Here is a 23,621-nt window from a genome sequence, read left to right as displayed (position 1 = left end):
GCCCTTATGCTTATGATTCAATCATTGAAACTACTGTCATCGTTTGTTAAACACAAGCTTATTAGTACTATCGACTGACTATCCGTAAAAATAAGGTAAAAAAATACCCACATTAAAGTGGGTATTCAAACGGTTTTTAAATGCTAAAACAACGCACTAAGATCAGTGCGTTATTTACATTCAATATCTACGCGACTGGCGATACTACAAACAGTAATTCACCCTGTGAAACCTGCTGAGCGTTACTGTTAAGAATGCGCTCGATACGGTATTGCTTATCTTCAGGGTACAACACAGCGTTCTTACGGTTAAAGCCTGCGAGTGTTAGTTGCGAGAACATCTTCATTGCTTCTGTAAGCGCTAAAGTCTGATCCACTGTAACTATGTCGCCTTCTTTAACGAAGTCTGCTTCACCAGGTGCTGGAGAGGTATAGAAGATACCTGCACCTTGCGCCATCACCTTAAGTTCATTACTTTCGCCAACACGTAGTGATTCAGTATCAACACCGACGGTTTCTGCAGCTGCTTCCATCTCGGCGATAAGCTCAGGAATATCAAGCTCAGCCATAAAGCGTGGCAGGTAGTTGGTATCATAAACGCCTTCATTGAAGGTGCCATCTTTAAGGATGCGAGTTAACAATGGAATGTTAGTCGCAATGCCCTTGATAACAACTTCGTTTGCAAGGTAGTCATGAAGCTTGTTAATGACATCTTCACGGCTTTCACCACGACAGATGATCTGTGCAATCAAGCTATCGTAGTAAGGTGATACTTCTTTACCTTCACCCGCGATAGAGATGATTTCAATATCATCACGCTCTGGCATCTTGTATTCGCTAATCAAACCTGGGTTTGGTATTAGCTGCAATATACCATTGCTATCAAGCGCTGCTTTCTCAGCCGTGACACGCACTTCCATCGCATAACCGATGCTTTGTGGCTCTAAATCTGCAATAGAGCGCCCTGCTGCAATATCAAAACCGGCACTGACAATATCGATGCCTGATGTTGCTTCTGTTACTGGATGCTCTACTTGCAGACGGGTATTCATCTCCATAAAGTAGACTTCATTTGCGTCTAAGTTATAGATGAACTCTACCGTACCCGCCCCCATATAATCGGTTGCATCACCTAATAAACGCGTATATTCCAGTACTCGCTGTTTTAGCTCCTCAGGCAACATTGTTGAACCTGATTCTTCAACCACTTTCTGGTTGTTACGCTGTACAGAGCAATCACGTAAGCCAAGTACTTTAGTGTTACCAAACTGGTCACGCAGCAATTGCACTTCGATGTGACGTAGTGAAGTTACGTATTTCTCTAGGTAAAGATCACCGTTACCAAAGGCCGCAGCGGCTTCGGTAGAAGTTTTTTGGAAAAATTCAATCATGTCTTCAGGACGTTCTACAACCTGAATGCCTTTACCGCCACCACCTTGTACTGCTTTAAGCAATACTGGGTAACCAATTTCAGTGGCAACGTTTACCGCTTGCTCTGCATTGGTCAAAATACCGTGGCTACCAGGAACGACAGGTACGTTTTGGTCTTGCGAAGTTTTAATCGCATTCGACTTGTTACCCATGGTCGTCATGCTGTGAACACTCGGGCCGACAAAGTTAACGCCATTGTTAACACAAAGGGCTGCAAACTGCGGGCTTTCTGATAAGAAACCGATACCAGGGTGCAATGCATCAACATTTTCGTATTCAGCCACTTTCAACACTGAATAAGCATTGAGGTAACTTTCATCAGAGGTGTTACCACCAATACAAACTAGCTTGTCGTTCGCTTTTAACATGTCAGCAGGCACTGATGTCATATCAGGGTCTGATGCAACCAACACGACATCAATCTTGTTGTCGTGTGCTTTACGAATAAGCTTAACCGCGGTACAACCACGAGCATGAATCAATACTTTATTGATTGGCTTCATGAGTGCGCGAGGATCGTTCTGAACAATCTCTTCATCTTCAACAGACATTTCAGGTACAAGCGTCGACAGGGCATTACCAATGATGGTGCTAATATTACCCGTCGGCTTCGGCATCAATGGGTCGATGCTGCTTAGCTGGTCATCCAACGTGGTGGTGAATGGGTTTTCAACGAGGGCATTCATCGCGCCAGGGACTTTCGACAAGTAGTTAGACAGTGTCGCCGTCGAAGGTAAGTATGCAGGCACAACCATTTGACCCGCAAACGGCATGTTGGTGCCAGACAAATAATAAGTTTGCACCAGAGGATGCGTCACGAAACTTGCCTGTGCGCCACCGGTACAGTCACCATAACCAAACATCAATACTGGCAACTCATTGTCACGAATAAAGCGAGTGATACGGTCGTTAACAACAGCCATTGAGAATAGTGCTGCTGCACCTTCTTTGGTCTGCATACCGCCAGAGCTGATAAAACAGATAACCGGTAACTTACGCTTAGCACATTCAATTAATAACGCGCTGAATTTTTCAGCGGCAGCCATATCGAATGCACCCGCTTGGAATGCCGTGTTTGATACCGCAACACCGACGCGCATTGGCTTGCCATCTCTTTCGAAATCAGCAAGGCCGGTAATCAAACCACAAGGGCGAATACCTTTATCGAGTGCATCTTCAATAGAGAGACGGAAACCAGGGAAATTAAGCAGGTTAGCCGAAATTTTATCACCGTTGATCTCTTCAAATTGAGTGAAGAACTTAGCAACAATCGCCTCCCAACCCATTTTTCCTGCGCGCTTTTCATCGCGAAGTACTTTTTGGATCAGTAGATCTTGGTAACCCATGGTCAAACGGTTCCAGAAGTCTTTACGACGACCGATACGTACAGGGTTAATGGCGCCAGTGTATTCATTGTTTTCTTCTTCACTGTCGAAATACTCTGGGAGTAAACGCTCGAAGAAGTAAGTTAATATAACAAACAGACTGTCGTTCAATTGTGGGAAACCAACGCTCTTCCACTGCTCTGTGCGAGTCAACAGTTCTGCGCGGTTTGATTGCGACATAAAATACTTAAGCCACTTGTAGAACTTGCTCTTATCGTTAGCCACATCTTGTGTAGACAATGCTCTATCAATTGAATCATGTAGCAAGTTATCAACTGAACTACGAGACAAGCTCTTAGACATCATCGCTTCTTTCGCGATTGATGCTAAGTTACCCACAACGTTGTCATACAGTGCGTTGAATACCAGAATATTGTGGCATTGCCAGATAAAGTCTTCGCGCAACTCATCATGGATAATAACATCGAGAACAGTTAGTTGATTTAGCTCAGGCCAATCTGCTTGAGTGACTTCAGGTGGTAATGTCTCAAGGTAGCTAATAAGCCCTTTGAAGTTGTTTTCAGCATTACCTTTCCAGCGGTGAAAGAGCGACCAACTGATGTTAAAGATAAGGGCTTTACGCGCTTTCTTATAGTTCTCTTTTGGTTCACCCAAAATCAAACGCGTTAGCATATTACGTTCGGTAGATACATCATCACGCTTGGCGATGAAGTTACCCCAAAGCTTATTCAACTCTTCGTCATAAACCAGCTTATCTGGGTTAGATAACCAAGATTGGAAAACTTTGTCCTGTTCTTGTTGAATACGCGCTAACAAGTCACCTTCAGGCACACTGACTTTAGATAGACGACCATACTGCTCTTGCGAGATAGAATGGATACGGCTACGCAGTGTTAAGTATCGCAGGTAACGGTAAGTGCTACCAAACAGGTTTAAGTGCATCGTTGGGTTGTCAGCAACCGCAAGCTCTGCATTGACCTCTAGTGCTGCTAAGTTTTTAGAAGGGTCTAAAAAGCGCGCTAGACTGCGGTCATAGTGTTCACGTAAATCATCAGACTCGCGAACAAACTGCACAGCGGCTTTTTCAACAGCTTCAACACTGCTGATAATCGCACGGCGTAGGTTATGTTGGCGCTCATCTTTGTCTGATGGCGAGAAATCGACGATACCGTCGATACAACCCGATGTGTACAGCTCTTCTGGCGAAACACCCACAGATTTTGCACATTCCTGCCAAGACAAGTTGTACTTGCGCGCAATGCTTTGTAGGCCTTGTGGCTGAATCGTGTTGAAGATACCGTCACGCAGTGACAATAGAATGTTTGCAGCAGCCAGTGGAATAGCACCACCAGAGTAACCAGCACCAATCACGATACCGACTGTAGGTACGTCAACATTGGCACTCTCTGCAATCGCTTTAGAGATTGAGTGAGCTTGGTTTTGGCTGTTAGCGATTTCACCTGCATCAGCACCTGGAGTGTCGATAAGGTAGATAATAGGCATAGACAATTCGGCAAAATGACGAATCGCTTTACAACACGCTAAGTGATGTTCAGGCATCCACGCGCCGTTAGCCGTTGTACGCTCTTGTGCAATAAAACCGATACGGCGAGTACGAGATCCAAAATTCAGTTCAATCTCTGCACTATAAAAAGGGCCGCTGTGAGTTTCGGTAATAAGCTTACCTTTAAGATCCGCAATCATGCGTTTAGCACCAGGGCGGTTTTTATCTTGCGTCGGTTGGATCACCTTAGTGACATAACCATCGACGTCTAATCCAGCCAAATCTTTTAGATTGGCTTGAATGGTATCGTCACCGAGAAGGCCTTTTATCTCCTCAGATAATGTCTGTTTACTGTGCTCAGGAAACAAAGAAAAGTCTTTTGCCAAATGCTCTGCTTTTAGAAAAAGCGGATCTGCACTTTGGGCTTGAGTCATGTTAACGGGCTGATTTTTGCTGGTCATCGAAAGATCCTCTGCGTTTAGCCTCTGAAATTTTTAGCCCGTAAATATAACTTTGTTATCAGGTCAAATGCTATTAAACTGCACTAGACGCTTTGTTCCATTTTTGAGACAGTGAAGATAACATGCCAGATTTAAACGGTATGATGCTGTTTGCAGCGGTAGTTAGAGCTAAAGGGTTCTCTCAAGCCGCCCGCGAAATAGGCATGCCAAAATCAACCATTAGTCGTAAGGTTGCCCAGCTTGAAGAGCAGCTAGGGGTTCGGCTTTTACAGCGAGATACCCGCAATTTGAGCTTAACTCAAGTTGGCGCGCTTTTTTATCAGCATTGCACCAGTATAAGCGATGAAATAGAAGCTGCCAAAGCGACTGTCGAAAACACTCACAATGATGTTTCGGGATCGTTGCGCGTTGCTATTCCTGTGTCTTTCAGCCAAGAACTCATTGCGACATTATGCAGCGGTTTTATGCGACTCTATCCTAACGTAGAGCTTGACGTGCAATTTACTGATAACGATATTGGTTTGGTGGGTGAAGGCTACGATATCGCGATTAAATATGGCCCATTACAATCGTCCGATTTAGTCGCCAGACTGTTATTTGAACGCCAACCCATATTGGTGGCAAGCCCTAACTATTTAAAAATTCACGGTACTCCAGCTAACCCGCAAGAGTTAGCCGCTCATAGTGGCATATTACTAGGGACCTCTCGCTCAGCCCCAATTTGGCCACTGGGTAAAGGCGCCAGAAAAACCATGGTCAACTTTAAGCGTAAGGTCAGGGTTAATAGTGCAGTGATGGTTAAGCAGTTAGTCATGGATGACTTTGGTATCGCAATGCTCTCCAATTCCGTCTGTAAAAACGAATTAGCCAGCGGCTCACTGGTCCCTATTTTACAAGAGTGGCCAATGGAAGCCTTTAAAGTGTATGGCGTCTATTCCAGTCGTCGTCAGCTGGCGACCAATATCAGCGTTTTTCTAGATTTTTTCCATAAACGTTTTACCAGCCAAGAGTCATTACAATCTTTGATGGTCTAGCTTTAGTTTAAATTGATTTAGATGACCTGCTCAAATTGCAGGATCTGTTTCACTAGCTTTTGCCTAAGGTGAGCTTGTTGTATGTTGGCAAGATCTAGATTTAGCGCAAAGAAGACTGTGCTTTCACCTTTCTCTACCCAACCCACCCACCAGCCAATATCCGTTGCGCCATTGTTCGCATAACCTGTCTTGGCATAGATGGCATAACTGTCAGCGGATTCTGTTAGCATCACTTGCTTCATTATCGATTGCGAACGCACACTTAAGGGCAACGTATTGCCATGCAAACGCTGCAGAAACTGAATTTGTTCAATAGCACTAATTCGAAGCGAGCCCTCTAACCAAAACCTATCAAGCCCTCCGCCTATCAATTCATTACCATAGTTTAAGCTAGCTAACATATTGGACATTCGCTGCTTACCGATATCACGAGCAATCTGCTGAAATATTGGCACCACTGAGTATTGAAATGCACTAGAGAAGCTATGGTCTTGATTCCATGAATTAAACGAACGCGGTTGCTTATCCCAACGGTATTGATCCTCGGCATCGGTAACCACACCCAATTCTAGCGCGATCAAGCCGTTAGCTATTTTGAAGGTAGACGCAGGAATAAAGCCTGTTTGTGCCCTTAACAAATTATTGGTTAATAACTGCCGTTTTTCAGCGTTAAATAACACCAATACGCCGTTAACATCACTGCCACTGAATATAGGATCCCAATTAGCAGTATACTCAGGCTCTGCCACAACCGAACCTAACAATACTTCGTTAGAGATCTCATCATTAGCATCAACAATTAACGCTATTGCCGCTAATACAATCAGTAAACCTAACAAAAATATCCTAGCCATTTATTCTGTCCTTTGCCTGTTTTAAGTCATTACTTGGGCCGTTCATTAGCATTATCATTGCGGCGTCATCATGTTTTTTATCATAGCGGTTTTACGCTTGAACTTTATGGCGATAACAGGATAAATAGTGGCCAAAAAGTGGCAATATTAACGATGTTTAAATCATCATTTTCTCACCGCTTTCAATGTAACTCTCGCTAAGGCATACTAAAAACCGTAATTTAATAGCCACTGAATGTTGTTTTTTTAACGTTAACTCGCCCGTGACTCAGGCAGCTTATAATAAGAAAGGATATCGCAATGAGAACACCTAGCATGGCGTTAATGGCGACTACGCTATTAATCGGTCTAAGCTCAACTTCCGCCTATGCAAAAGTCGATATTGAAGAAGCTCGACTCCCCGCAGCAACGGCAGCCATGCCAGAAGTGGTTAACCGTTATCAAGCTTTCGTGACTAATCTGTCTGAAAAATATGTCCAACACTCTGATGAGCTAAAGATCACCCAAATGGTGGCGCATCAAGGGTTACGCTTATGGCAGCAAGCCGTTAGAGATGTGCAATCAGGTCATTTAGACGATCGCTCTCTTTATTGGAACCGTCTCGCCATGCGTGACCTATTAAAGACTCAAGACCCCGATTTTAAAATGGCAACTTGGCAACGAGATATTCTTATCAAGGCTGTCGAAAAATCCTCTCGTGGCTTAAGTGATATTCAGTTTAAAGATGATGCCGAGATTAAAATATTGCTCACAGGCTTCGATCCTTTTTTCCTCGACCGTCATATCGATCAGAGCAATCCGTCAGGGCTGGTCGCTTTAGCACTTGATGGCTATCGCTTTAGCGTGAATGGCAAACAAGCCCAAATAGAAACGGTTATGATCCCAGTGCGATTTGCCGACTTTGACGAAGGATTAATTGAATCCATATTAACCCCCATTTATCGTGACAACAGTGTTGATATGATTTTTACCGTCAGCATGGGCCGCGATGAATTTGATATTGAACGTTTTCCTGGCCTCAATCGCAGCGCAGCAGCTCCCGATAATCTCAACGTACTGACAGGCGCAAACAAACAAGCCCCTATGGCACCGCTGTTTAATGGTGGCACACTCAATGGGCCTGAGTTTGTTGAATTTTCATTACCTATAGCAGCGATGCAAACGGTTACTGGCCCATGGAAAGTTAACGACAACCACACTGTTTCCACTCTAGCAAAAGGCCAGTTTCAGGCGAAGTCGCTAGCTGAGCTGCAAAGTGCAACCTCAGTGGAGGGCTCTGGCGGCGGTTATCTATCAAATGAGATATCTTACCGCGCCATATTGCTACAAAAGCAGTTCAAAAGTGTTATTCCAGTCGGTCATATTCACACCCCTCGCATAGCCGCTTATGACGTTAAAATCGAGCATGATATTGTTGAGCAAGTCACCGCCATGGTAGAGGCCGCGGCGACAACGCTATAACCTTTTCTGGTGTGGCACTATGCACTCAGGTAACATTGATGGGCTCGCCCTTTGCGAGCTCATCAGCCGTGAGTTACCGATTCAATGTTCAAAACGCTTAACCCTTTTAAGTCCAAGCGGATATTAGCCGCAAAACCTGCCAACCATCCGGCAGTGCCTTTTGCCGATCCACTGCAACAGTGTATCGCCACCCAAGTGGAACATTGTTATCAGGTTGCAGAAGCAACATTAGGGCAGGTATTCCCACGCCCTGAGATCAACTTTAAACTGCGCGGAAAAAGTGCGGGCACCGCTCATTTACAACTTAATAAGCTACGTTTTAATCCACAGCTCCTACAAGATAACCAACAAGCTTTTATCGACGATGTTGTACCACATGAGATCTGTCACCTACTAAGCTTCCAACTTTATGGCAGAGTAAAACCTCACGGGGTGCAATGGCAGCATTTAATGCTCAAGCTTTATAGTCGCCAACCTCGCACTACACACAGTTTTAATACACAGTCTGTTGAGGGTAAAACCTTCGAATACTTGTGTGGTTGCGGCAGCGTCAATCTCAGCATTCGCCGTCACAACAAAGTACTACGTGGTGATACTCAATACCGTTGCCGTAAATGTGGCCAAAACCTGCGTGATGCCATTAAAAATTAAGCCCATCAGCCACTAACAACATTGCCCCGAATCCAAGCCTCCCTTACAATCTGCCCAAACGAGCATCAGTTTCGTTACCGAGATTAATTTTAGGGATTACGTTTGAAAATATCGATATTCAAAGTGCTCATACTAGCGCTTAGTCTTATATGGCTCGCGCCGCTACCGAGCTTTGCCTTAGCAAAACACCCCACCAGTTTTAGCCAAGCTAAAAGGCTCGCTAAAAAGCTCTATGTAGAGTCGTTACCCATTACCAGTTTCTATTGTGGTTGTGACATTAAAATTAACGGCAAAAAATGGCAAACTGATTTTAACCGCTGTGGTTATCAAGTGCGCAAGCAGCAAAAAAGAGCCGCTAGAATAGAGTGGGAACATGTTGTTCCCGCTTGGGAGTTTGGCCATCAACGTCAATGCTGGCAACAAGGTGGACGAAAAAACTGCGGCAAGAACGATAAACTGTTTAAAAAGATGGAATCCGACCTACATAACCTTGTGCCAGCAGTGGGTGAAGTTAACGGTGATCGCAGTAACTATCGATTTAGTCAGTGGAATGCTCAGCCTGTGCAATATGGTCAATGCAGAATGAGCGTTGATTTTAAAGCGCGTAAAGTCGAGCCACCGAGCTACACCCGGGGCAAAATAGCGCGAACTTATCTTTACATGCAAAGCGCATATTCTTTGAAAATATCCCGTAGCCAATTAAAGTTATTTAAAGCATGGGATAAAAGCTATCCAGTTGATACTATTGAGTGCAAGCGAGATCAAGAAATTGCAAAGGTACAAGGTAATCACAACAACTTTGTGCAAGCTCATTGTAAACAGTTAATCTCAGCAACAAACATCGCAGAATAAGGCTAAACCGTACCATGAGAGTTCCAAGAATTTACCAAGCGTCTTCACTGGCAATTGAGCAAACGGTATCACTTCACGAAGAAGCTGCTGGGCATGTTGGCCGCGTACTTAGAATGGCTGCGGGTGAGCAAGTCTGTTTATTCAACGGTGATGGCCATAATTATTTGGCTGAAATCGTTAGCGCCAGTAAGAAAAATGTCGCTGTGAAGGTCTTATCTTGTGAAAGCAATGACAGTGAATCGCCACTTCATCTGCATTTAGGTCAGGTGATTTCTCGCGGTGATAGAATGGATTTTACCATTCAGAAATCGGTCGAACTTGGTGTGAATACTATTACCCCGTTATTCTCAGAACGCTGTGGGGTGAAGCTGAGCGGCGAACGTTTAGAAAAGAAGATCCAGCAATGGCAAAAGATTGTGGTTAGCGCATGCGAGCAATCTGGTCGAAGTGTCATCCCAGAGGTTCGCCCAGCCATGCAGCTCATCGACTGGTGTGCAGAAGAGACAAGGTCGCTGAAACTGAATCTACACCCTAGAGCATCTCATGGTGTTAACGGTTTAAGCCTGCCCAACAATAAAGTCAGGCTGGTTATTGGTCCTGAAGGCGGCTTATCTGCAACTGAAATTAGCATGACGGAAACACACAAGTTTACCGATGTCCTGCTTGGACCAAGAGTGTTACGCACCGAAACCGCAGCACTCACGACAATAAGTGCCTTACAGCTAAAATTTGGTGATATTGGTTAATATTAACTGTCGCAATATCTCAATCAACACTGCCTATGTTTAATGGCGTTTGACTAGAAAAATACTGGTCAGGCTTCATGTTAACAGCAAAAACGAATACAGAATAAGGAACACGCTCCATGATAAAACTCGGTATCGTGATGGATCCCATCAGCGAAATAAACATCAAGAAAGATTCAAGCTTTGCCATGTTAATGGCAGCGCAGTCCCGTGGTTATCAGCTGTTTTACATGGAGATGAACGACTTAGCCATGGTGAATGGTCAAGCAATGGCAACCATGCGTGCACTCACGGTAAAAGAAGACCCACAGGACTTCTACCAATTAGAAGATGCAATTGATACACCGCTGGCCGATCTCGACGTTATTTTAATGCGTAAGGATCCGCCGTTTGATACTGAGTTTATTTATGCGACTTATATGCTTGAGCGCGCTGAAGAGCAAGGTGTACTTATCGTCAATAAGCCGCAAAGTTTACGCGATGCAAATGAGAAACTATTTACCGCTTGGTTCTCTGAGTTTACTCCTGAAACCATCGTCACCCGTGATGAGCAGCGCATTCGTGCTTTCCATAAAGAGAAAGGCGACATCATTCTTAAACCGCTCGACGGCATGGGTGGCAGCTCTATTTTCAGAGTTAAAAAGGATGATCCAAACTTAGGTGTCATTATCGAAACCCTGACCCACGAAGGTCAACAATATGCAATGGTACAAGCATTCATTCCAGACATTACCGCCGGTGACAAACGCATTTTGGTGGTAGATGGTGAGCCAGTGCCTTACTCATTAGCGCGCATTCCACAAAAAGGCGAAACCCGTGGCAATTTAGCTGCTGGCGGTCGCGGCGTCGCACAGCCCCTATCTGAATCTGATTGGCATATTGCGCGCACGATTGGCCCTGAACTCAAAAAACGTGGCCTTATCTTTGTGGGGCTCGACGTTATCGGCGATAAGTTGACAGAGATAAATGTCACCAGCCCAACCTGTATTAAAGAGATTGAAGCAGCTTTTGATGTCGATATCACTGGCATGTTGATGGATTCGATTGAAGCTAGAATCAACAAATAATCAGTTCAAGGACTCGGTATGACTTTTAGAAACACCTTTACTTGGGTCCTTAGTGCCCTTGCCGTTTTACCACTGTATGCGACCGCGAATATCGATATTCATCAGGCGCCATCGCGCCCTAAAAACATGATTATTATGGTCGGCGACGGCATGGGCCCTGCTTATACAAGCGCCTATCGTTATTTTCAGGACAACCCTGATACCGAAGAGATTGAGCAGACTGTGTTTGATCGCTTACTTGTGGGTATGGCGTCAACTTACCCCGCCAGAGAGAGCGGCTATGTCACCGACTCAGCGGCATCTGCAACTGCACTTGCCACTGGCTTTAAAAGCTACAATGGCGCAATTGCTGTCGACATCAATAAACGCCCCTTAACCACCATCATGCAGATGGCTAAAGCGCGCGGTATGTCTACCGGCGTAGCAGTAACAGCTCAAGTGAACCATGCAACTCCCGCCGCCTTTTTAGCGCATAACGAAAGCCGTAAAAATTATGAAGCCATCGCGGCGGATATGCTTAAATCTGATGCTGACGTGATCTTAGGCGGTGGACAAAAGTACTTCTCTGAAGCTCTTTTAAGCCAGTTCAGTGCTAAAGGTTACCAACACATTACTGAATTAGCGCAGCTCGACAGTATTACTCAGCCTAAAGTACTCGGGCTCTTTGCTGAAGTGCAACTGCCTTGGGTGATTGATGATACTGATGCCAATACCTTGAGCAAGCTAACGCAAAAATCATTGGATCTGCTTTCTCAAAATGAAAAAGGATTTGTGTTACTGGTTGAGGGTAGCTTGATAGACTGGGCTGGACACAACAATGATATCGCCACCGCGATGGCTGAAATGCAAGGTTTCGCCAATGCCATTGAAGTGGTCGAGCAGTATATTCGTCAACACCCAGATACGTTATTAGTGGTCACCGCAGATCATAATACTGGCGGCTTATCTATTGGCGCGAACGGCGAATATCAATGGGACACCAAGCTGCTAAAAGGCATCAGTGCGAGCCCTGCTAGCATTGCCACGCACGCTATTGCCGCTGACGATTGGCAAGCTGGTGTAAACCAACAGCTTGGATTCGACGTCAATAGCACTGAGTTACAGCAACTAACAAATGCTCGTATGCAGGGAAAAAGTACATTAGAAGTCGCCCTTAAAAAAATCATTGATACTCGCAGTTACACCGGTTGGACAACGAGCGGTCATACAGGTGTTGACGTCCAAGTCTTTGCGATGGGTCCTGCTGCGGATCTATTCAAAGGCAATCAAGACAATACCCACATTGCTGAAAAAATGATGAGCTTATTGCCAAAAATCAACTGATTTCCGTCAATATACTCAGGTTGTCGATGTACTTAAGCCACCTCTCAAAGTTTGATGGGTGGCTTTTTATTGGCGAGTTAAAGTGCATATTTAGGTGGTTTGGGTATAATTACACTCACTTGTTACCAGACCTTGAAAACTCATGCTAACCAATGCTTCGCAAGCCCTTCTTAGAAATAGTCATTTAGTTAACGGCCACTCTGTTTTAGTACTCAATTATGAAGGCGATACTCTACCTAAAGCATTATTAGACAGTGCCTCAAGCGTAAGCGCTTTAGCCTTAGATTTCCATCACCACCTTATAATGCAGCCCCACGCAGCAACTAATCTACAGCTGTATTTTGGCCACAAACTCCCTAACCAAGAACGCTTTGATAGCGTTATTGTGTATTTCCCTAAAGCTAAAGCATTAGCACCTTACTTATTTAACCTTGCAGCCAAGCATCTTAAACTACAAGGGCAATTGATTGTGGTTGGCGAGAATAAAGGTGGAATAAAGTCACTGCCTAAGCTACTGCCAGACTACTTCGACAAAGCCTTTAAAGCCGATAACGCTCGCCACTGTATTGTATTTACCAGTGAACTCGATCGCGAAGCGCCAGAAATAAAAATACAAGACTGGTGCAGCAAGTACCCAGTGCAAACACCTCAAGGTGAAATGACTATTTGCAATATGGTCGGTGTATTTAGTGAGAAAAAACTCGATGAAGGCACTAAGTTATTACTCGATAATTTACCTAATATGCGCGGAACCGTACTTGATTTTGGTTGCGGTGCAGGCGTCATTGCCGCGGCATTATTAACCGCCCAACCAAAACTAAAACTTGAATGTGTCGATATCAATGCGATGGCGTTGCTATCTTGCGAGCTCACCCTGCAGGCCAACGGGCTTGAAGCTGAAGTATTTGCATCTGACGGTATGGCACAAACCACCAAGAGCTACGACGGCATTATCTCCAATCCTCCCTTTCATGACGGCTTAAACCGTCTCACCACTATTGCCATCGATTTTGTAAAAGCCAGTGCCGAAAATTTAGCGAAAGGTGGCATGTTCCATATTGTCGCTAATCGACACCTCCCTTACTCAGACTGTATTGCTGAAAAATTTGGTAGCGTTAACGTCGGAGCTGAAAATAGCCGGTACAAAATTTACTCCAACTTGAAACGCTAAAATAAAATATAAAAGTATGGTATAAATATTTAACTCGTTGAATATTTATACCAATATCATTGTTACCTCTTAGCTGTGAGTTTAGTCTCAGGTTATATGCCTTATACTTTCATGGCTGTGTGTTATGTGGTTATACTCGACCCCAATCTCTTTATAATAATGAATAAATGATAGGGATCTTCATGCTGCACCCAGAGCTCATAGAATTAAGCACGGACGGCGAAAAAGCCGAGTTAAAGTTGATCCCTAACACCCATGGTCCTATTACTGAAATGGACTTGATGGGACTGCTAGCGCTGCCTGGTTTTTCCAATCTATTACCGCTAAAAGAAATCATCAGCAAAGCCGTTATTCAAGTAAATCAACTTTGTAGCCAAGATGATGGTCAACATGAGCTATTTTTTGCCATTGCACAGCGCCGAGATGCCAGCATTAGTTTTGAGCTCTCAGAAGACAAAATGCAAGCATCAATGACCTTAACCGCAGCCTACGGCGGTCAAGACGTCACCCTCAAAGATATTTTACAAAACTTAAAGTTACAGCAAATAAAGCTCGGCCTTAGCAAGCCAAAAATCGATCTCTCATTAACGCAATTCTCATCACTACAACCGGGGGAGCAATGTAGCAATATCATTGCCCAAGGTCGCACTGCTGTACAAGGACAGTCAGCTCGTTTAGAGCGAAAAGTACTACTCGCCCGAGAACGCCTATTGCAACCCCAAGAGAATAGCGACGGCAGTGTCGATATGCGTAATCTGGGGGCTGTGATCACGGTAAAACCAGGCAATGCACTTATATTGAAACACCCTGCGACAGCAGGCGTCGATGGTTACAATGTTTGTGGTAATAAGCTGCTTGCCAAACCGGGCAAAGATCTCAAACTCGTTGCAGGCAATGGCACCAAATTTTGCGATAACAATGCCAACTTATTAATCGCTGCAGTCGCAGGACAACCCGTGGAAAACAAACAGGGGATGCAGGTTGATGATGTATTACAGATAAAAGATGTTAATGTCGGCTACGGACATGTCGACTTTAAAGGCAGCGTATTGATTACTGGCGACGTTGGTGAGGGCATGCTGGTAAAGAGTTCAGGCGATATCACCGTGATGGGATTTGTCGACTCAGCAACCCTTATTGCCCAAGGTGATATTACCGTCAGCAAAGGCGTTATAGGCCGGCAATTAAAAGAGGGCGAACTCTCCACGACCCTAAAAGCACAAGGTCAGATCAGCGCTCAGTTTGTGCAATATTCAACGCTTGAAGCTATAGGCAATATCTTAGTCACTAAGCAATTGCTTCATAGCCATGCTAAAACTAAACAACAGCTGACGGTCTGCGATAGTACCGGCCGTCGTGGCGATTTAGTTGGCGGAAAAGTTGAGGTTGATAAAGGCTTAAAGGTGGTCGCTATTGGTGCTACCGCGGGGACTAAGACAGAAATATTCTGTGCTATGAATATCAGTGAGTTCAAGCAAGATTTAGTACAACTTAAAGACAGCATTAGCTCTATGATGGTGGCCATTTCAAACATTGAAGGGCAACTCGGCAATCTGCCACCCAAAGCTCAGTGGCAAGACGATGAAATGATGGTAGAACAAGTCAAAGTGATGCTTGAGGAAAAACGTCGAATTGCCAGTACTAAACTGCAAGAGCAACTCGAATATGAAGCCATTCAGCAAGAGATAACGGGTTACTATAAAAACTATAGAGTTGACGCTTTAAAGCATGTTTTTGCTAATATTGAAATCCATATTGGCGGAGCATTTAACCGCACTCAACGAGAGCATGGTCCTTGCAGCATCACCAATGACAATCAAGAGATTAACTTCGACTACAGTCTTAAAAAGTAACTCACTACAGAGTAAAACTAGGATCCGTTGTCTTATATACCTAAACGACCTCAGGATTGAGCATGTCAAGAATTGACGGAGTTCAAGGCCGTTAATCTCAGCTCTGGTATCCTCGCTACTGCTCCATGCGTTATTATACCTCCTGAATCTGACCGCCAAGGAAGGTGGAAATGTCTTATTTTGTATGGAACAAAATAGACCATTCAGTCGTGCTTCGCTCTACCTTTTGCATCCATATCGTCGGAACTCAATATTTATTTATTATCAATAGAGAACGCAGCAAAATGTTGCTTCTCGTCTTGCCCTTCGGGAGCTCTGAAACGAGCATGTTGAAGTAGCTTGGGGATAACGCTATTTGACGGCATAATAACGTTACTTTAAATCGTTGAGATATGACGTGGAATTATTGAACATTGACTGCCTTGGAAAACCTCTTCGCCTAGAGGGATCTATGGCTGGTTGGCAACAACTCTTTTGGGGCGATACCTTAGTCTCAGTGATCCAAGCAAGTACTGAGAATGAAGGCTTTAAAAGCCATACTTTCGAACTTAACACTGCCGCCCCAACCGCAACTGATACGCTTGAAGCGCCGCAACAGAAAACGCTAAAGATCACCTTAGAGACCGATCTCACTTGGCAGCCTTTTGTCATCGATTATCGTCTTCTACATGATGAACACATCATCAGTAGTGGCCAACGCAACACCAAAGACATTGAGCAGCAAGTACCGACTATCGCCATTGCAGAGAAAAAGCAATTTAGTATGGTGGGTTTAGCGTCGCTAGGTTTCAAACTGCTCAAAAGCGCCAAGGTGATTAAAGTTGTTCTCGCGGGCGCCAGTGTTGCCGCCTACTCTTGGTTATTTTCGTTTCAGTTTGCACTCGCGTTAATCGCGTGCTTAGTGTTTCACGAATATGGCCATATCCGTGCTATGAAACACTTTGGCATGAAAACCAAAGGTATCTACCTCATCCCTTTTATGGGGGGCTTAGCCCTCAGCGATGAAAAGATTAATACTCGCTGGCAAGATGTGGTGATCTCGATAATGGGGCCCACTTTCGGCCTGCTCATGTCTATCGCAGCATTAATTGCCTACTGGGTAACCGGTAACATCTTTTTTGCCGGACTGGCCGCTTTTAACGCCCTGCTCAATCTGTTTAATTTGCTGCCAATCTTGCCGCTCGATGGTGGACATATTTTAAAAAGCATCAGCTTTTCAATGAACAGCGTAATGGGGCTAGTCGCGTGTATTGCAGGCGCTGCGGTGGGTGTATATATCAGCTATACCTTAGGCTTAGCGCTATTAGGCTTCTTACTGCTTATCGGCAGTGCTGAAATAGTGTTTGAATGGAAAGCCCGGCACCAAAGTCACTTGTTACCACTCGATCGCTACGGGCAGATATTTTCTACCGTATGGTACCTAGTCACCGTTGGCTCATTCATCGGCATTATCTGGTACTTTGCCGGTAGCGGTGACGATATGCTTGCGCTACCTTTAGAGATCCTAAAGAGTTAATAATCAGCTGTTGCTTAAAAAAGGTATTCATTACGAATGCCTTTTTGTTGATTGTTATCAGCAGCTTGAACGAGGTTGTCACCAGCAATATAATTATTGTCGACGTAAACATCCATTATGATGGGCGTGTATACATATATGAGTTATCGAGTTCATCATTCTATATCTGAAAACATCATATAGTTGAGAAAATGTCTAAAAACCAAGCCACGACTCAAATCTGACACTCCATGTTTGCTGCCACCCACATCATATGGTAATAAATAACAAAGGAATTACTTTGTAGCAAACATGAATATTGAACGGCTAGATTATCACTCTTTAATTGTATTCGAATCCGTGAGCCGTCATTTGAACGCTGGCTTAGTCGCCAACGAATTAGGCATGAGTATTTCGTCGGTAAGTCGGCATCTCGGTATATTAAGAGACATCTTTAAAGACGTACTGTTTATTCGTCGAGCTCAGGGATTTGTATTAACTGATAAAGCGATACAGGTTTTACCCTGTGTTAAGCAACTTCTACATGGTTATCAGGTTCTCCAGCACAACCATACTCAATTCAATCCCCTAACCGCTAAGGGGCATTTTAAGATCTATGCCTATAACGAATTTACCTACGTGATAAATAAAGTCATCAATGAATTCGTGTTACCAAAAGCTCCAAATTTAACATTCGAGATTAGAACCTTATCCAGCGACTGCAGCCGAGCCATCGAACACGGTGAAATCGATTTTGCCGTGGTATACGAAAATTTTAAAGAGCATAAAATCATCAGTGAAATGCTCTCCCCCACTGAGGAGTTGTTTTTAATCGCCAAGGCCGGTCATCCGGTTTTTGATGATGAACTGACTGTCGATAATCTATGTCAGTATGGTTATTTTGCATTGGATAATTTTAATGACCTCTGCTCCCCAATACTGGAGCAGATAGCGAGAAAGCAGGGAAAGAGTCTTCAAATAATTGGTGCTACTGATAATATCGCCGCATTGAGTCGCCATATTATCGATACCAATTCAATTTCGATGAGCTGTAATGTCTTTACTCGTGAATACTATGACTTAATTCCAAATATACAAACTTGCACCCTACCCCATGAACTTACCGGACAACTACTTGGTATAATCAACGTAGGGCGCAGAGTAGGAAATTATCTGATTTACTCTGAAATTAATCAATCAGCGACTCACCACTGGCTCAAGCAGCAACTGTTTAACAACATAAGAGATGAATGGTACCTGGCACTGAAGTCTTAAACCGGCGAATGCTGGCTTTATAAAAAATCCTCTACTTATCCTTTAATCAGATAAATAGAGGTTATAGGGTAAAAGGTGTTGTAGAGCCGACAGAATGGGGGGGAACAACGTATCCGCCAGCTAAGCGCACAACAACTCACTCCTCAATGTAGAAAAAGATGAATATTCACTCATTATCCCGAGTTCAGGATAAATAAACACAGCTCAGGCCAACCTCATTACCATTATCAATAACGAGGGGCCTAGTCGCTTTTATACTTTCTTGAGCCCTACGGGAACACCATGCCTCGCCGTCGAACCAAAGGTTCTATCGCGATAAAGACTCGCGCCTTTACGGGTTGGGTCGACGACGTTAAACGCATTGGGGCAAATACCGGTACCGCGCTCTTTGATCCCTGGACGTACCATGCCATCGACCTCAACGGCACTGGCACCGAATGCGGTATGGCCATAACCCATACCCACGACTATAGTGCTCCGCGCAACCGTTTTATCCGCCTGAACGATCCCTTCTAAGTATTTGCCCTTAGGTGAAAGAACCTGAGCCTTATCGCCAGATTTCAGGCTGTATTTAGCTGCATCATCCTGATGTAACTGAATATAGTTTGTATCTCCTAATGCTGTGATGCGAGGCAGGGACACTGAATAGGGGCTACGCAGGTGCAACTTAAAGGTTGAGAAGTTAAACGGATAGTCTTGCTCATTCCAGTGATCTCGAACCGCTGAACCATCCCAGAAACGATCAACATCGTAAACAGGCTGACCATCATTGAACTCTCCCGTATAGGAGTCCTTTACTCTGGCTAATGATTCGTTATAGATCTGAAACTGAGTATCCATCCGCATCGCCGCATTGAAAAACTCACCTTCATAACGTTCATCGACACGCTCATAGCGTCCACCACGAGTCAACATGAATGCCGTTGGCCCAACCTCTTGCGGCTTCAAGCGCGCTTCGAACATAGGTAATGCACGATCGACACTGGTGAACTTAATGTCCTCATCCGTCGGCGTAGGTAATACGGAGCCTGTATGCGCGATATTAGCAAACAGAGGTACATAGAAATCAGCCGGAGTATTGAGCGAGTAAGACTTACCCTGAACATCTGTAAATGCCTTGTCGCCGTAACCTTTCAAACCGATCGCTTTACTGACGTCAATGATGAACTGCTCCATATTGACGTGCTCACCCTTGGCGGTTTTAGCGGTGCGCGCTTCGACAACCGGAACACAAGCCACATCTCCAATATATTCGCTGCCCCACATGCGTGAACTTGCCCATGCCTCATATTGAAGCGTATCCGGAACAATATAATCGGCGAAAGTATTGGTTTCGTTGATATATGGGTCGAGCGCGATAATCAAGCCCAGTTGCTTAGGATCTTTAATTGAGTCTTCAACCTGATCTTGTAAGCCTGAGCAGCCGTAAATAGGGTTGGTTGACCAGGTGATCCACGCCTTGAAGTTAAACGGGTTTTTATTAGCATGGGCGACTAGCAGCTCACCACTATTATCTTGCACAAAAGTATTGTTCCATGCCTCATTTGCTGGGTATGGATTAAGCCCCTGCGCCACTTTCTGCTGATACTCATGGCTCTGTTCATAATCACCAGAACGCTCGGCATTGAATCCGGTCACCTCTGTGTGTTCGAAATCCATTAAGTTATACAGGGGGCCGTCATAGATATCATACATGGTGGAATAACCTACTCCGCCCATATGCATCATGCCGCCCTTGGCATTGTGTGCGCCAACCATAGTCGCCAACATAATCATTGCGAAGGCAAACTGACCGCCATCGGTAGCGTTACAGCCGGTATTGGTTTCAATAGAGACACTGCGACCATGGGAGGTAAACTCCTTGGCCAACTCTTCTATCTTCGCTACTGGTATTTCACAACGCTTTGAAAGCGCTTGCATGGAATGGCTGTTGACGCGTTGCTTGAGCAGCGAGAACGCCGTTTCAACCTGTACTTGTGAACCATCGCCAAGGATTACGCTGTCTTTATAGAATAATGTTGCCGCCAGCTCGCTGTCACCCATAACCAGTTTACCGGTTTGCTTATCTATCACCATCTTCGTTTCCACGTCGCCTAAACCACAGGCTTCGGCAGTCAGGAACTGGTTATAAAGAGGGTGTTTTTTATCTTTTACTACCAGGTAAGTGGCGTTGGTGTAGTTCATCTCACCGACGGCATCGGCACTTGCCTGGCTCGGTGCTTCCAGATAATGCTTGCGGTACCGATCATGATTAATGATGTACTGCAGCATAGCGAACATTAACGCGGTGTCACCACCTGATTTGATCGGTAGCCACTCACCATTTGTGGTGTCAGTTTCTGAGGTTAATGAGCGCAGAATAGGATCGATGACCACATACTTAAAGTCATCACGATCGGTACGAGCCTTGGCTAAACGACTAGAGCCTACATTCAAGCCATTACCACTGGTTCCAGGGTTAGTGCCGATGAAAATAGCAAACTTTGACTCTTCATAATCGACTTGAGGCAGCGCCATCTCATCGACAGCGTCGAAACAACCCAAGGCACAGCCGGCAACCTGCTGGTGGCCACAATAAGAGTCCTTGGTGCCAATATTGGGCGTTCCCCATGCTTCAGCGACAAAACGATGCATGAAATCGGCACGCGCACCTTGTTCAGATGACGTTGAAACCAGCAACTGGTTTTTTACCGGGCCAAAATCAGGATAAGCCGGATTAGCTAATGCGGGATTAGCGTGAATCGTCTTCAAGCCCTCAACATGTCCCTCACCGAAGAGATCGCCACCATTAACGACCTCTTTTAGCATTTGTTCATATGAGATGCTTTGCCACTTGTTATCACCACGGTTACCGACGCGTTTCATACAAGCGGTAATTCGGTGTTTATCATCGAACGCATCGGGAACGGCGTTACCACGACCACAAAGGGTGGCCCGATTGCTTTGGCTTAAACCACTCGCCGCTGATAATTGGAACATGGCATCTTTAGGCGATGTTTCCATTGTCATTGGTTGACCAGCCTTATTGGTCAAGGTGTAGGGGTTACCCACAGCCCGTAACACCTTGTCGGTCTTATTATCGATACTCACTCGCGCACCACAAACATTGAAACAACCATAACACTTGGAAAACGCGAAACGCTGTTCCGGATTTGCAATCAATTTGTTGTCAGCATCGAAGCTATACTCAGGCGTCAATGAAGTGGGTGCATATTTATTAATATCTGCATCACTCGTTTTACTGCGAGCGGAACTCATAACGTTGGTACTTACTGTACCTGCTGTCATTACTGCGGCGACCGATCCCGCCTTTAAAAATTTTCTACGATCCATGGTGCTACCTCTGCCACAATTGAGGAGAATGTATACTGAACGCGTTGTTGCTTTCTTCTTGCGTCAAGCCAATATAAAAAACATTCGGTGAAGTCTGTTTGCTCGCCTGTAACACCATAGGGTTACTCTGACTAAGCAGTTTGGATACTTCACTATTAACATCGTTAATATCACCGAAGACACGTGCAGCACCGGTACAGGTTTCTACGCAGGCGGGCAGCAAGCCTCTGGAGGTACGTTGAATGCAGAAGTTACACTTATCTACGGTACCCGTTGTCGAGTTAGTGAAACGCACTCCGCTGTATGGGCACGCCTGGATGCAGTAGTTACACCCTATGCAAAGCGTAGAATCCACTACGACTATGCCGTCTTCCTCACGCTTGAATGTCGCGCCCGTAGGACAAACTGACACGCATGATGGATCCTCACAGTTATTACACATTATTGGTAAATTGAATGCGTATTGTTTGTCGCCAATTTCAGCACTGGTTTGGATCACCTGGGTGCGATGTTCATCGGGTTGGGTGCCATTTTCAATGCCACAAGAGACAACACACGCTTTACATCCATTGCATCGGCTAAGGTCGATCACCATGGCCAGACGCTTTTTGCCTTGTTGACGAATGGCTGCTATTGCGCTGCCCGCAGGCATAAACATGACCCCAGTTGTAGCAATTGCACCGCCAGCCAATAATTTGAGGGCTCTTCTTCTATCTAGCATCGTAGACTCCTAATAATACTGACCCGCGAGTAAAACCGAATAGCGCAAACAAAATGCACCCATTAATATCAACACAGCTAACAGATATTCTTTGCTATGAGACGCCGCAGTCTTGCCAATGATTGACGTTACGTTCAGCAATAACGGCATAATTAATCCGATTAAAACCGCGCCTATCCACCAAATGGCACCGGCATCACTTGAAATAGCGAGCAGGTTGTCTACCCCATTGAAGATACTGATATTGCGAATCGAGTAGGCGAACACAAACACGGTAAGTAGCTCGAGCGCCAACAGTGCAGAATCTGATTTAGCGAAGGAATGATTGACATCGGTTATCTTGAGACGGGTTTTGACCATCAGCACCACTGCGGCGCCACAAGAGAGGGCCGACAATAAAAATATCACCACCAGAATACTGTTTGACCAAACCAAGTTATGGCTGATATCACCAATAAGTAATGCGGTATATGAAGCAACGCAGATAGCCAAGATCACATTAATCGTTGCAAATAATCGGCTATAGCCAGGCTGATTAGCTTTCGCTCTAAATGAGAGGCAAAAGAGCAATGCAAAGATAATTGTTAAAGTAAGCAACCAGGTACCGATGCTCATCATAGAGCTTGGCTCAAACGTCATAAACAGGCGATAGAAACGGAAGAATTTACTCATATCACCATGAGCAATCCCGTATTGGAATGAGGTGAGATCGAATACGATCATTCCCGTACCAATAATTAATAACAGCGTACCCACAATGGCACTTATTTTTGCCGTATCTAAGTGATGAGGCACTTGAATTTTATTAGATAGCACGAGACAACCACTAATAAAAAGTGCTCCGGCTCCTGCTCCGGCTAAAAACAGATAGGCAGCGACTAACAACCCCCAATGAACTTCGTGCATATATATCCCTTATTATAATATTTATACCTTTATTGACGATTTCTTATCCATACCCAACCGGCAACCAAAGGAAAGTACAATTAATCAAGACCAGTTTAAAATTATCAAATTAAAACCTGACCGTTGACAAAATAATAC

The 23,621-nt window shown here is 44.7% G+C and carries 16 protein-coding genes; 11 read left to right on the top strand and 5 right to left on the bottom strand.

Going from position 1 to position 23,621, the window contains the following annotated elements; translation table 11 throughout:
• Positions 1-187: 187 nt before the first annotated feature.
• Positions 188-4,741, bottom strand: coding sequence for an ATP-binding protein (locus CXF86_RS16845; protein WP_101092394.1), 4,554 nt, complete (start codon positions 4,739-4,741; stop codon positions 188-190).
• Between the two features lie 122 nt (positions 4,742-4,863).
• Here CXF86_RS16845 and CXF86_RS16840 point away from each other — a divergent pair, with 122 nt between their 5' ends.
• Complete coding sequence (locus CXF86_RS16840) at positions 4,864-5,775, top strand: LysR family transcriptional regulator (protein WP_101092396.1); 912 nt, start codon at positions 4,864-4,866, stop codon at positions 5,773-5,775.
• A gap of 17 nt (positions 5,776-5,792) precedes the next feature.
• Here the strand turns inward: CXF86_RS16840 and blaOXA are convergent, their stop codons facing one another.
• Positions 5,793-6,629 carry a class D beta-lactamase gene (gene blaOXA / locus CXF86_RS16835; RefSeq protein WP_101092398.1) on the bottom strand — a complete coding sequence of 279 codons (837 nt, stop codon included), beginning with the start codon at positions 6,627-6,629 and terminating at the stop codon, positions 5,793-5,795.
• A 300-nt stretch (positions 6,630-6,929) separates the two neighbouring features.
• Here blaOXA and CXF86_RS16830 point away from each other — a divergent pair, with 300 nt between their 5' ends.
• From CXF86_RS16830 to CXF86_RS16785, 10 genes are all read left to right on the top strand, one after another.
• Positions 6,930-8,090 (top strand): pyroglutamyl-peptidase I, encoded by a 1,161-nt coding sequence (locus CXF86_RS16830; protein WP_102039576.1) that lies wholly within the window; start codon positions 6,930-6,932, stop codon positions 8,088-8,090.
• A gap of 84 nt (positions 8,091-8,174) precedes the next feature.
• A complete protein-coding gene (locus tag CXF86_RS16825; RefSeq protein WP_101092401.1) occupies positions 8,175-8,741 on the top strand; it encodes a SprT family zinc-dependent metalloprotease in 567 nt (188 codons plus the stop codon).
• A 108-nt stretch (positions 8,742-8,849) separates the two neighbouring features.
• A complete protein-coding gene (locus CXF86_RS16820; protein ID WP_101092476.1) occupies positions 8,850-9,593 on the top strand; it encodes an endonuclease in 744 nt (247 codons plus the stop codon).
• 14 nt (positions 9,594-9,607) lie between these two features.
• The gene (gene rsmE, locus CXF86_RS16815) at positions 9,608-10,339 is read left to right on the top strand and encodes a 16S rRNA (uracil(1498)-N(3))-methyltransferase (protein ID WP_101092403.1); all 732 of its coding nucleotides are present in this window, start codon (positions 9,608-9,610) and stop codon (positions 10,337-10,339) included.
• Positions 10,340-10,458: 119 nt separating this feature from the next.
• Positions 10,459-11,406, top strand: coding sequence for a glutathione synthase (gshB, locus tag CXF86_RS16810; RefSeq protein ID WP_101092404.1), 948 nt, complete (start codon positions 10,459-10,461; stop codon positions 11,404-11,406).
• Between the two features lie 18 nt (positions 11,407-11,424).
• Positions 11,425-12,729, top strand: coding sequence for an alkaline phosphatase (locus tag CXF86_RS16805; RefSeq protein ID WP_101092406.1), 1,305 nt, complete (start codon positions 11,425-11,427; stop codon positions 12,727-12,729).
• 142 nt (positions 12,730-12,871) lie between these two features.
• On the top strand, positions 12,872-13,900 hold the full coding sequence (locus CXF86_RS16800; RefSeq protein ID WP_102039575.1) for a methyltransferase: 1,029 nt from the start codon (positions 12,872-12,874) through the stop codon (positions 13,898-13,900).
• Between the two features lie 182 nt (positions 13,901-14,082).
• Positions 14,083-15,753, top strand: a complete 1,671-nt coding sequence (locus CXF86_RS16795; protein ID WP_102039574.1) for a DUF342 domain-containing protein — start codon at positions 14,083-14,085, stop codon at positions 15,751-15,753.
• 397 nt (positions 15,754-16,150) lie between these two features.
• Entirely contained in the window at positions 16,151-17,269 is a 1,119-nt protein-coding gene (locus CXF86_RS16790) for a site-2 protease family protein (protein ID WP_102039573.1), read from the top strand.
• Positions 17,270-17,560: 291 nt separating this feature from the next.
• Positions 17,561-18,523: a LysR family transcriptional regulator gene (locus tag CXF86_RS16785; RefSeq protein ID WP_102039572.1), complete on the top strand. Its 963-nt coding sequence runs from the start codon at positions 17,561-17,563 to the stop codon at positions 18,521-18,523.
• Between the two features lie 252 nt (positions 18,524-18,775).
• On the opposite strand, the gene CXF86_RS16780 is transcribed toward CXF86_RS16785, so the two are convergent.
• The 3 genes from CXF86_RS16780 to nrfD are packed head-to-tail and all read right to left on the bottom strand — an operon-like array spanning position 18,776 to position 23,483.
• Positions 18,776-21,856 (bottom strand): molybdopterin-dependent oxidoreductase, encoded by a 3,081-nt coding sequence (locus CXF86_RS16780; protein ID WP_102039571.1) that lies wholly within the window; start codon positions 21,854-21,856, stop codon positions 18,776-18,778.
• Between the two features lie 4 nt (positions 21,857-21,860).
• Entirely contained in the window at positions 21,861-22,577 is a 717-nt protein-coding gene (gene dsrO / locus CXF86_RS16775; RefSeq protein WP_102039570.1) for a sulfate reduction electron transfer complex DsrMKJOP subunit DsrO, read from the bottom strand.
• A gap of 9 nt (positions 22,578-22,586) precedes the next feature.
• Positions 22,587-23,483: an NrfD/PsrC family molybdoenzyme membrane anchor subunit gene (gene nrfD / locus CXF86_RS16770; protein ID WP_102039569.1), complete on the bottom strand. Its 897-nt coding sequence runs from the start codon at positions 23,481-23,483 to the stop codon at positions 22,587-22,589.
• Positions 23,484-23,621 lie beyond the last annotated feature (138 nt).

Source organism: Shewanella sp. GutCb, from assembly GCF_002836135.1.
Lineage (GTDB): Bacteria > Pseudomonadota > Gammaproteobacteria > Enterobacterales > Shewanellaceae > Shewanella.
This window is presented reverse-complemented; position numbering and strand designations above follow the sequence as displayed.

Excerpts from the sequence above, each read along its gene's own strand:
- CXF86_RS16800 (WP_102039575.1), top strand. The coding sequence starts at position 12,872 with ATGCTAACCAATGCTTCGCAAGCCCTTCTTAGAAATAGTCATTTAGTT.
- dsrO (WP_102039570.1), bottom strand. The coding sequence starts at position 22,577 with ATGCTAGATAGAAGAAGAGCCCTCAAATTATTGGCTGGCGGTGCAATT.
- CXF86_RS16830 (WP_102039576.1), top strand. The coding sequence starts at position 6,930 with ATGAGAACACCTAGCATGGCGTTAATGGCGACTACGCTATTAATCGGT.
- CXF86_RS16805 (WP_101092406.1), top strand. The coding sequence starts at position 11,425 with ATGACTTTTAGAAACACCTTTACTTGGGTCCTTAGTGCCCTTGCCGTT.
- CXF86_RS16785 (WP_102039572.1), top strand. The coding sequence starts at position 17,561 with ATGAATATTGAACGGCTAGATTATCACTCTTTAATTGTATTCGAATCC.
- rsmE (WP_101092403.1), top strand. The coding sequence starts at position 9,608 with ATGAGAGTTCCAAGAATTTACCAAGCGTCTTCACTGGCAATTGAGCAA.
- CXF86_RS16795 (WP_102039574.1), top strand. The coding sequence starts at position 14,083 with ATGCTGCACCCAGAGCTCATAGAATTAAGCACGGACGGCGAAAAAGCC.
- CXF86_RS16840 (WP_101092396.1), top strand. The coding sequence starts at position 4,864 with ATGCCAGATTTAAACGGTATGATGCTGTTTGCAGCGGTAGTTAGAGCT.
- gshB (WP_101092404.1), top strand. The coding sequence starts at position 10,459 with ATGATAAAACTCGGTATCGTGATGGATCCCATCAGCGAAATAAACATC.
- CXF86_RS16825 (WP_101092401.1), top strand. The coding sequence starts at position 8,175 with ATGTTCAAAACGCTTAACCCTTTTAAGTCCAAGCGGATATTAGCCGCA.
- CXF86_RS16845 (WP_101092394.1), bottom strand. The coding sequence starts at position 4,741 with ATGACCAGCAAAAATCAGCCCGTTAACATGACTCAAGCCCAAAGTGCA.
- nrfD (WP_102039569.1), bottom strand. The coding sequence starts at position 23,483 with ATGCACGAAGTTCATTGGGGGTTGTTAGTCGCTGCCTATCTGTTTTTA.
- CXF86_RS16780 (WP_102039571.1), bottom strand. The coding sequence starts at position 21,856 with ATGGATCGTAGAAAATTTTTAAAGGCGGGATCGGTCGCCGCAGTAATG.
- blaOXA (WP_101092398.1), bottom strand. The coding sequence starts at position 6,629 with ATGGCTAGGATATTTTTGTTAGGTTTACTGATTGTATTAGCGGCAATA.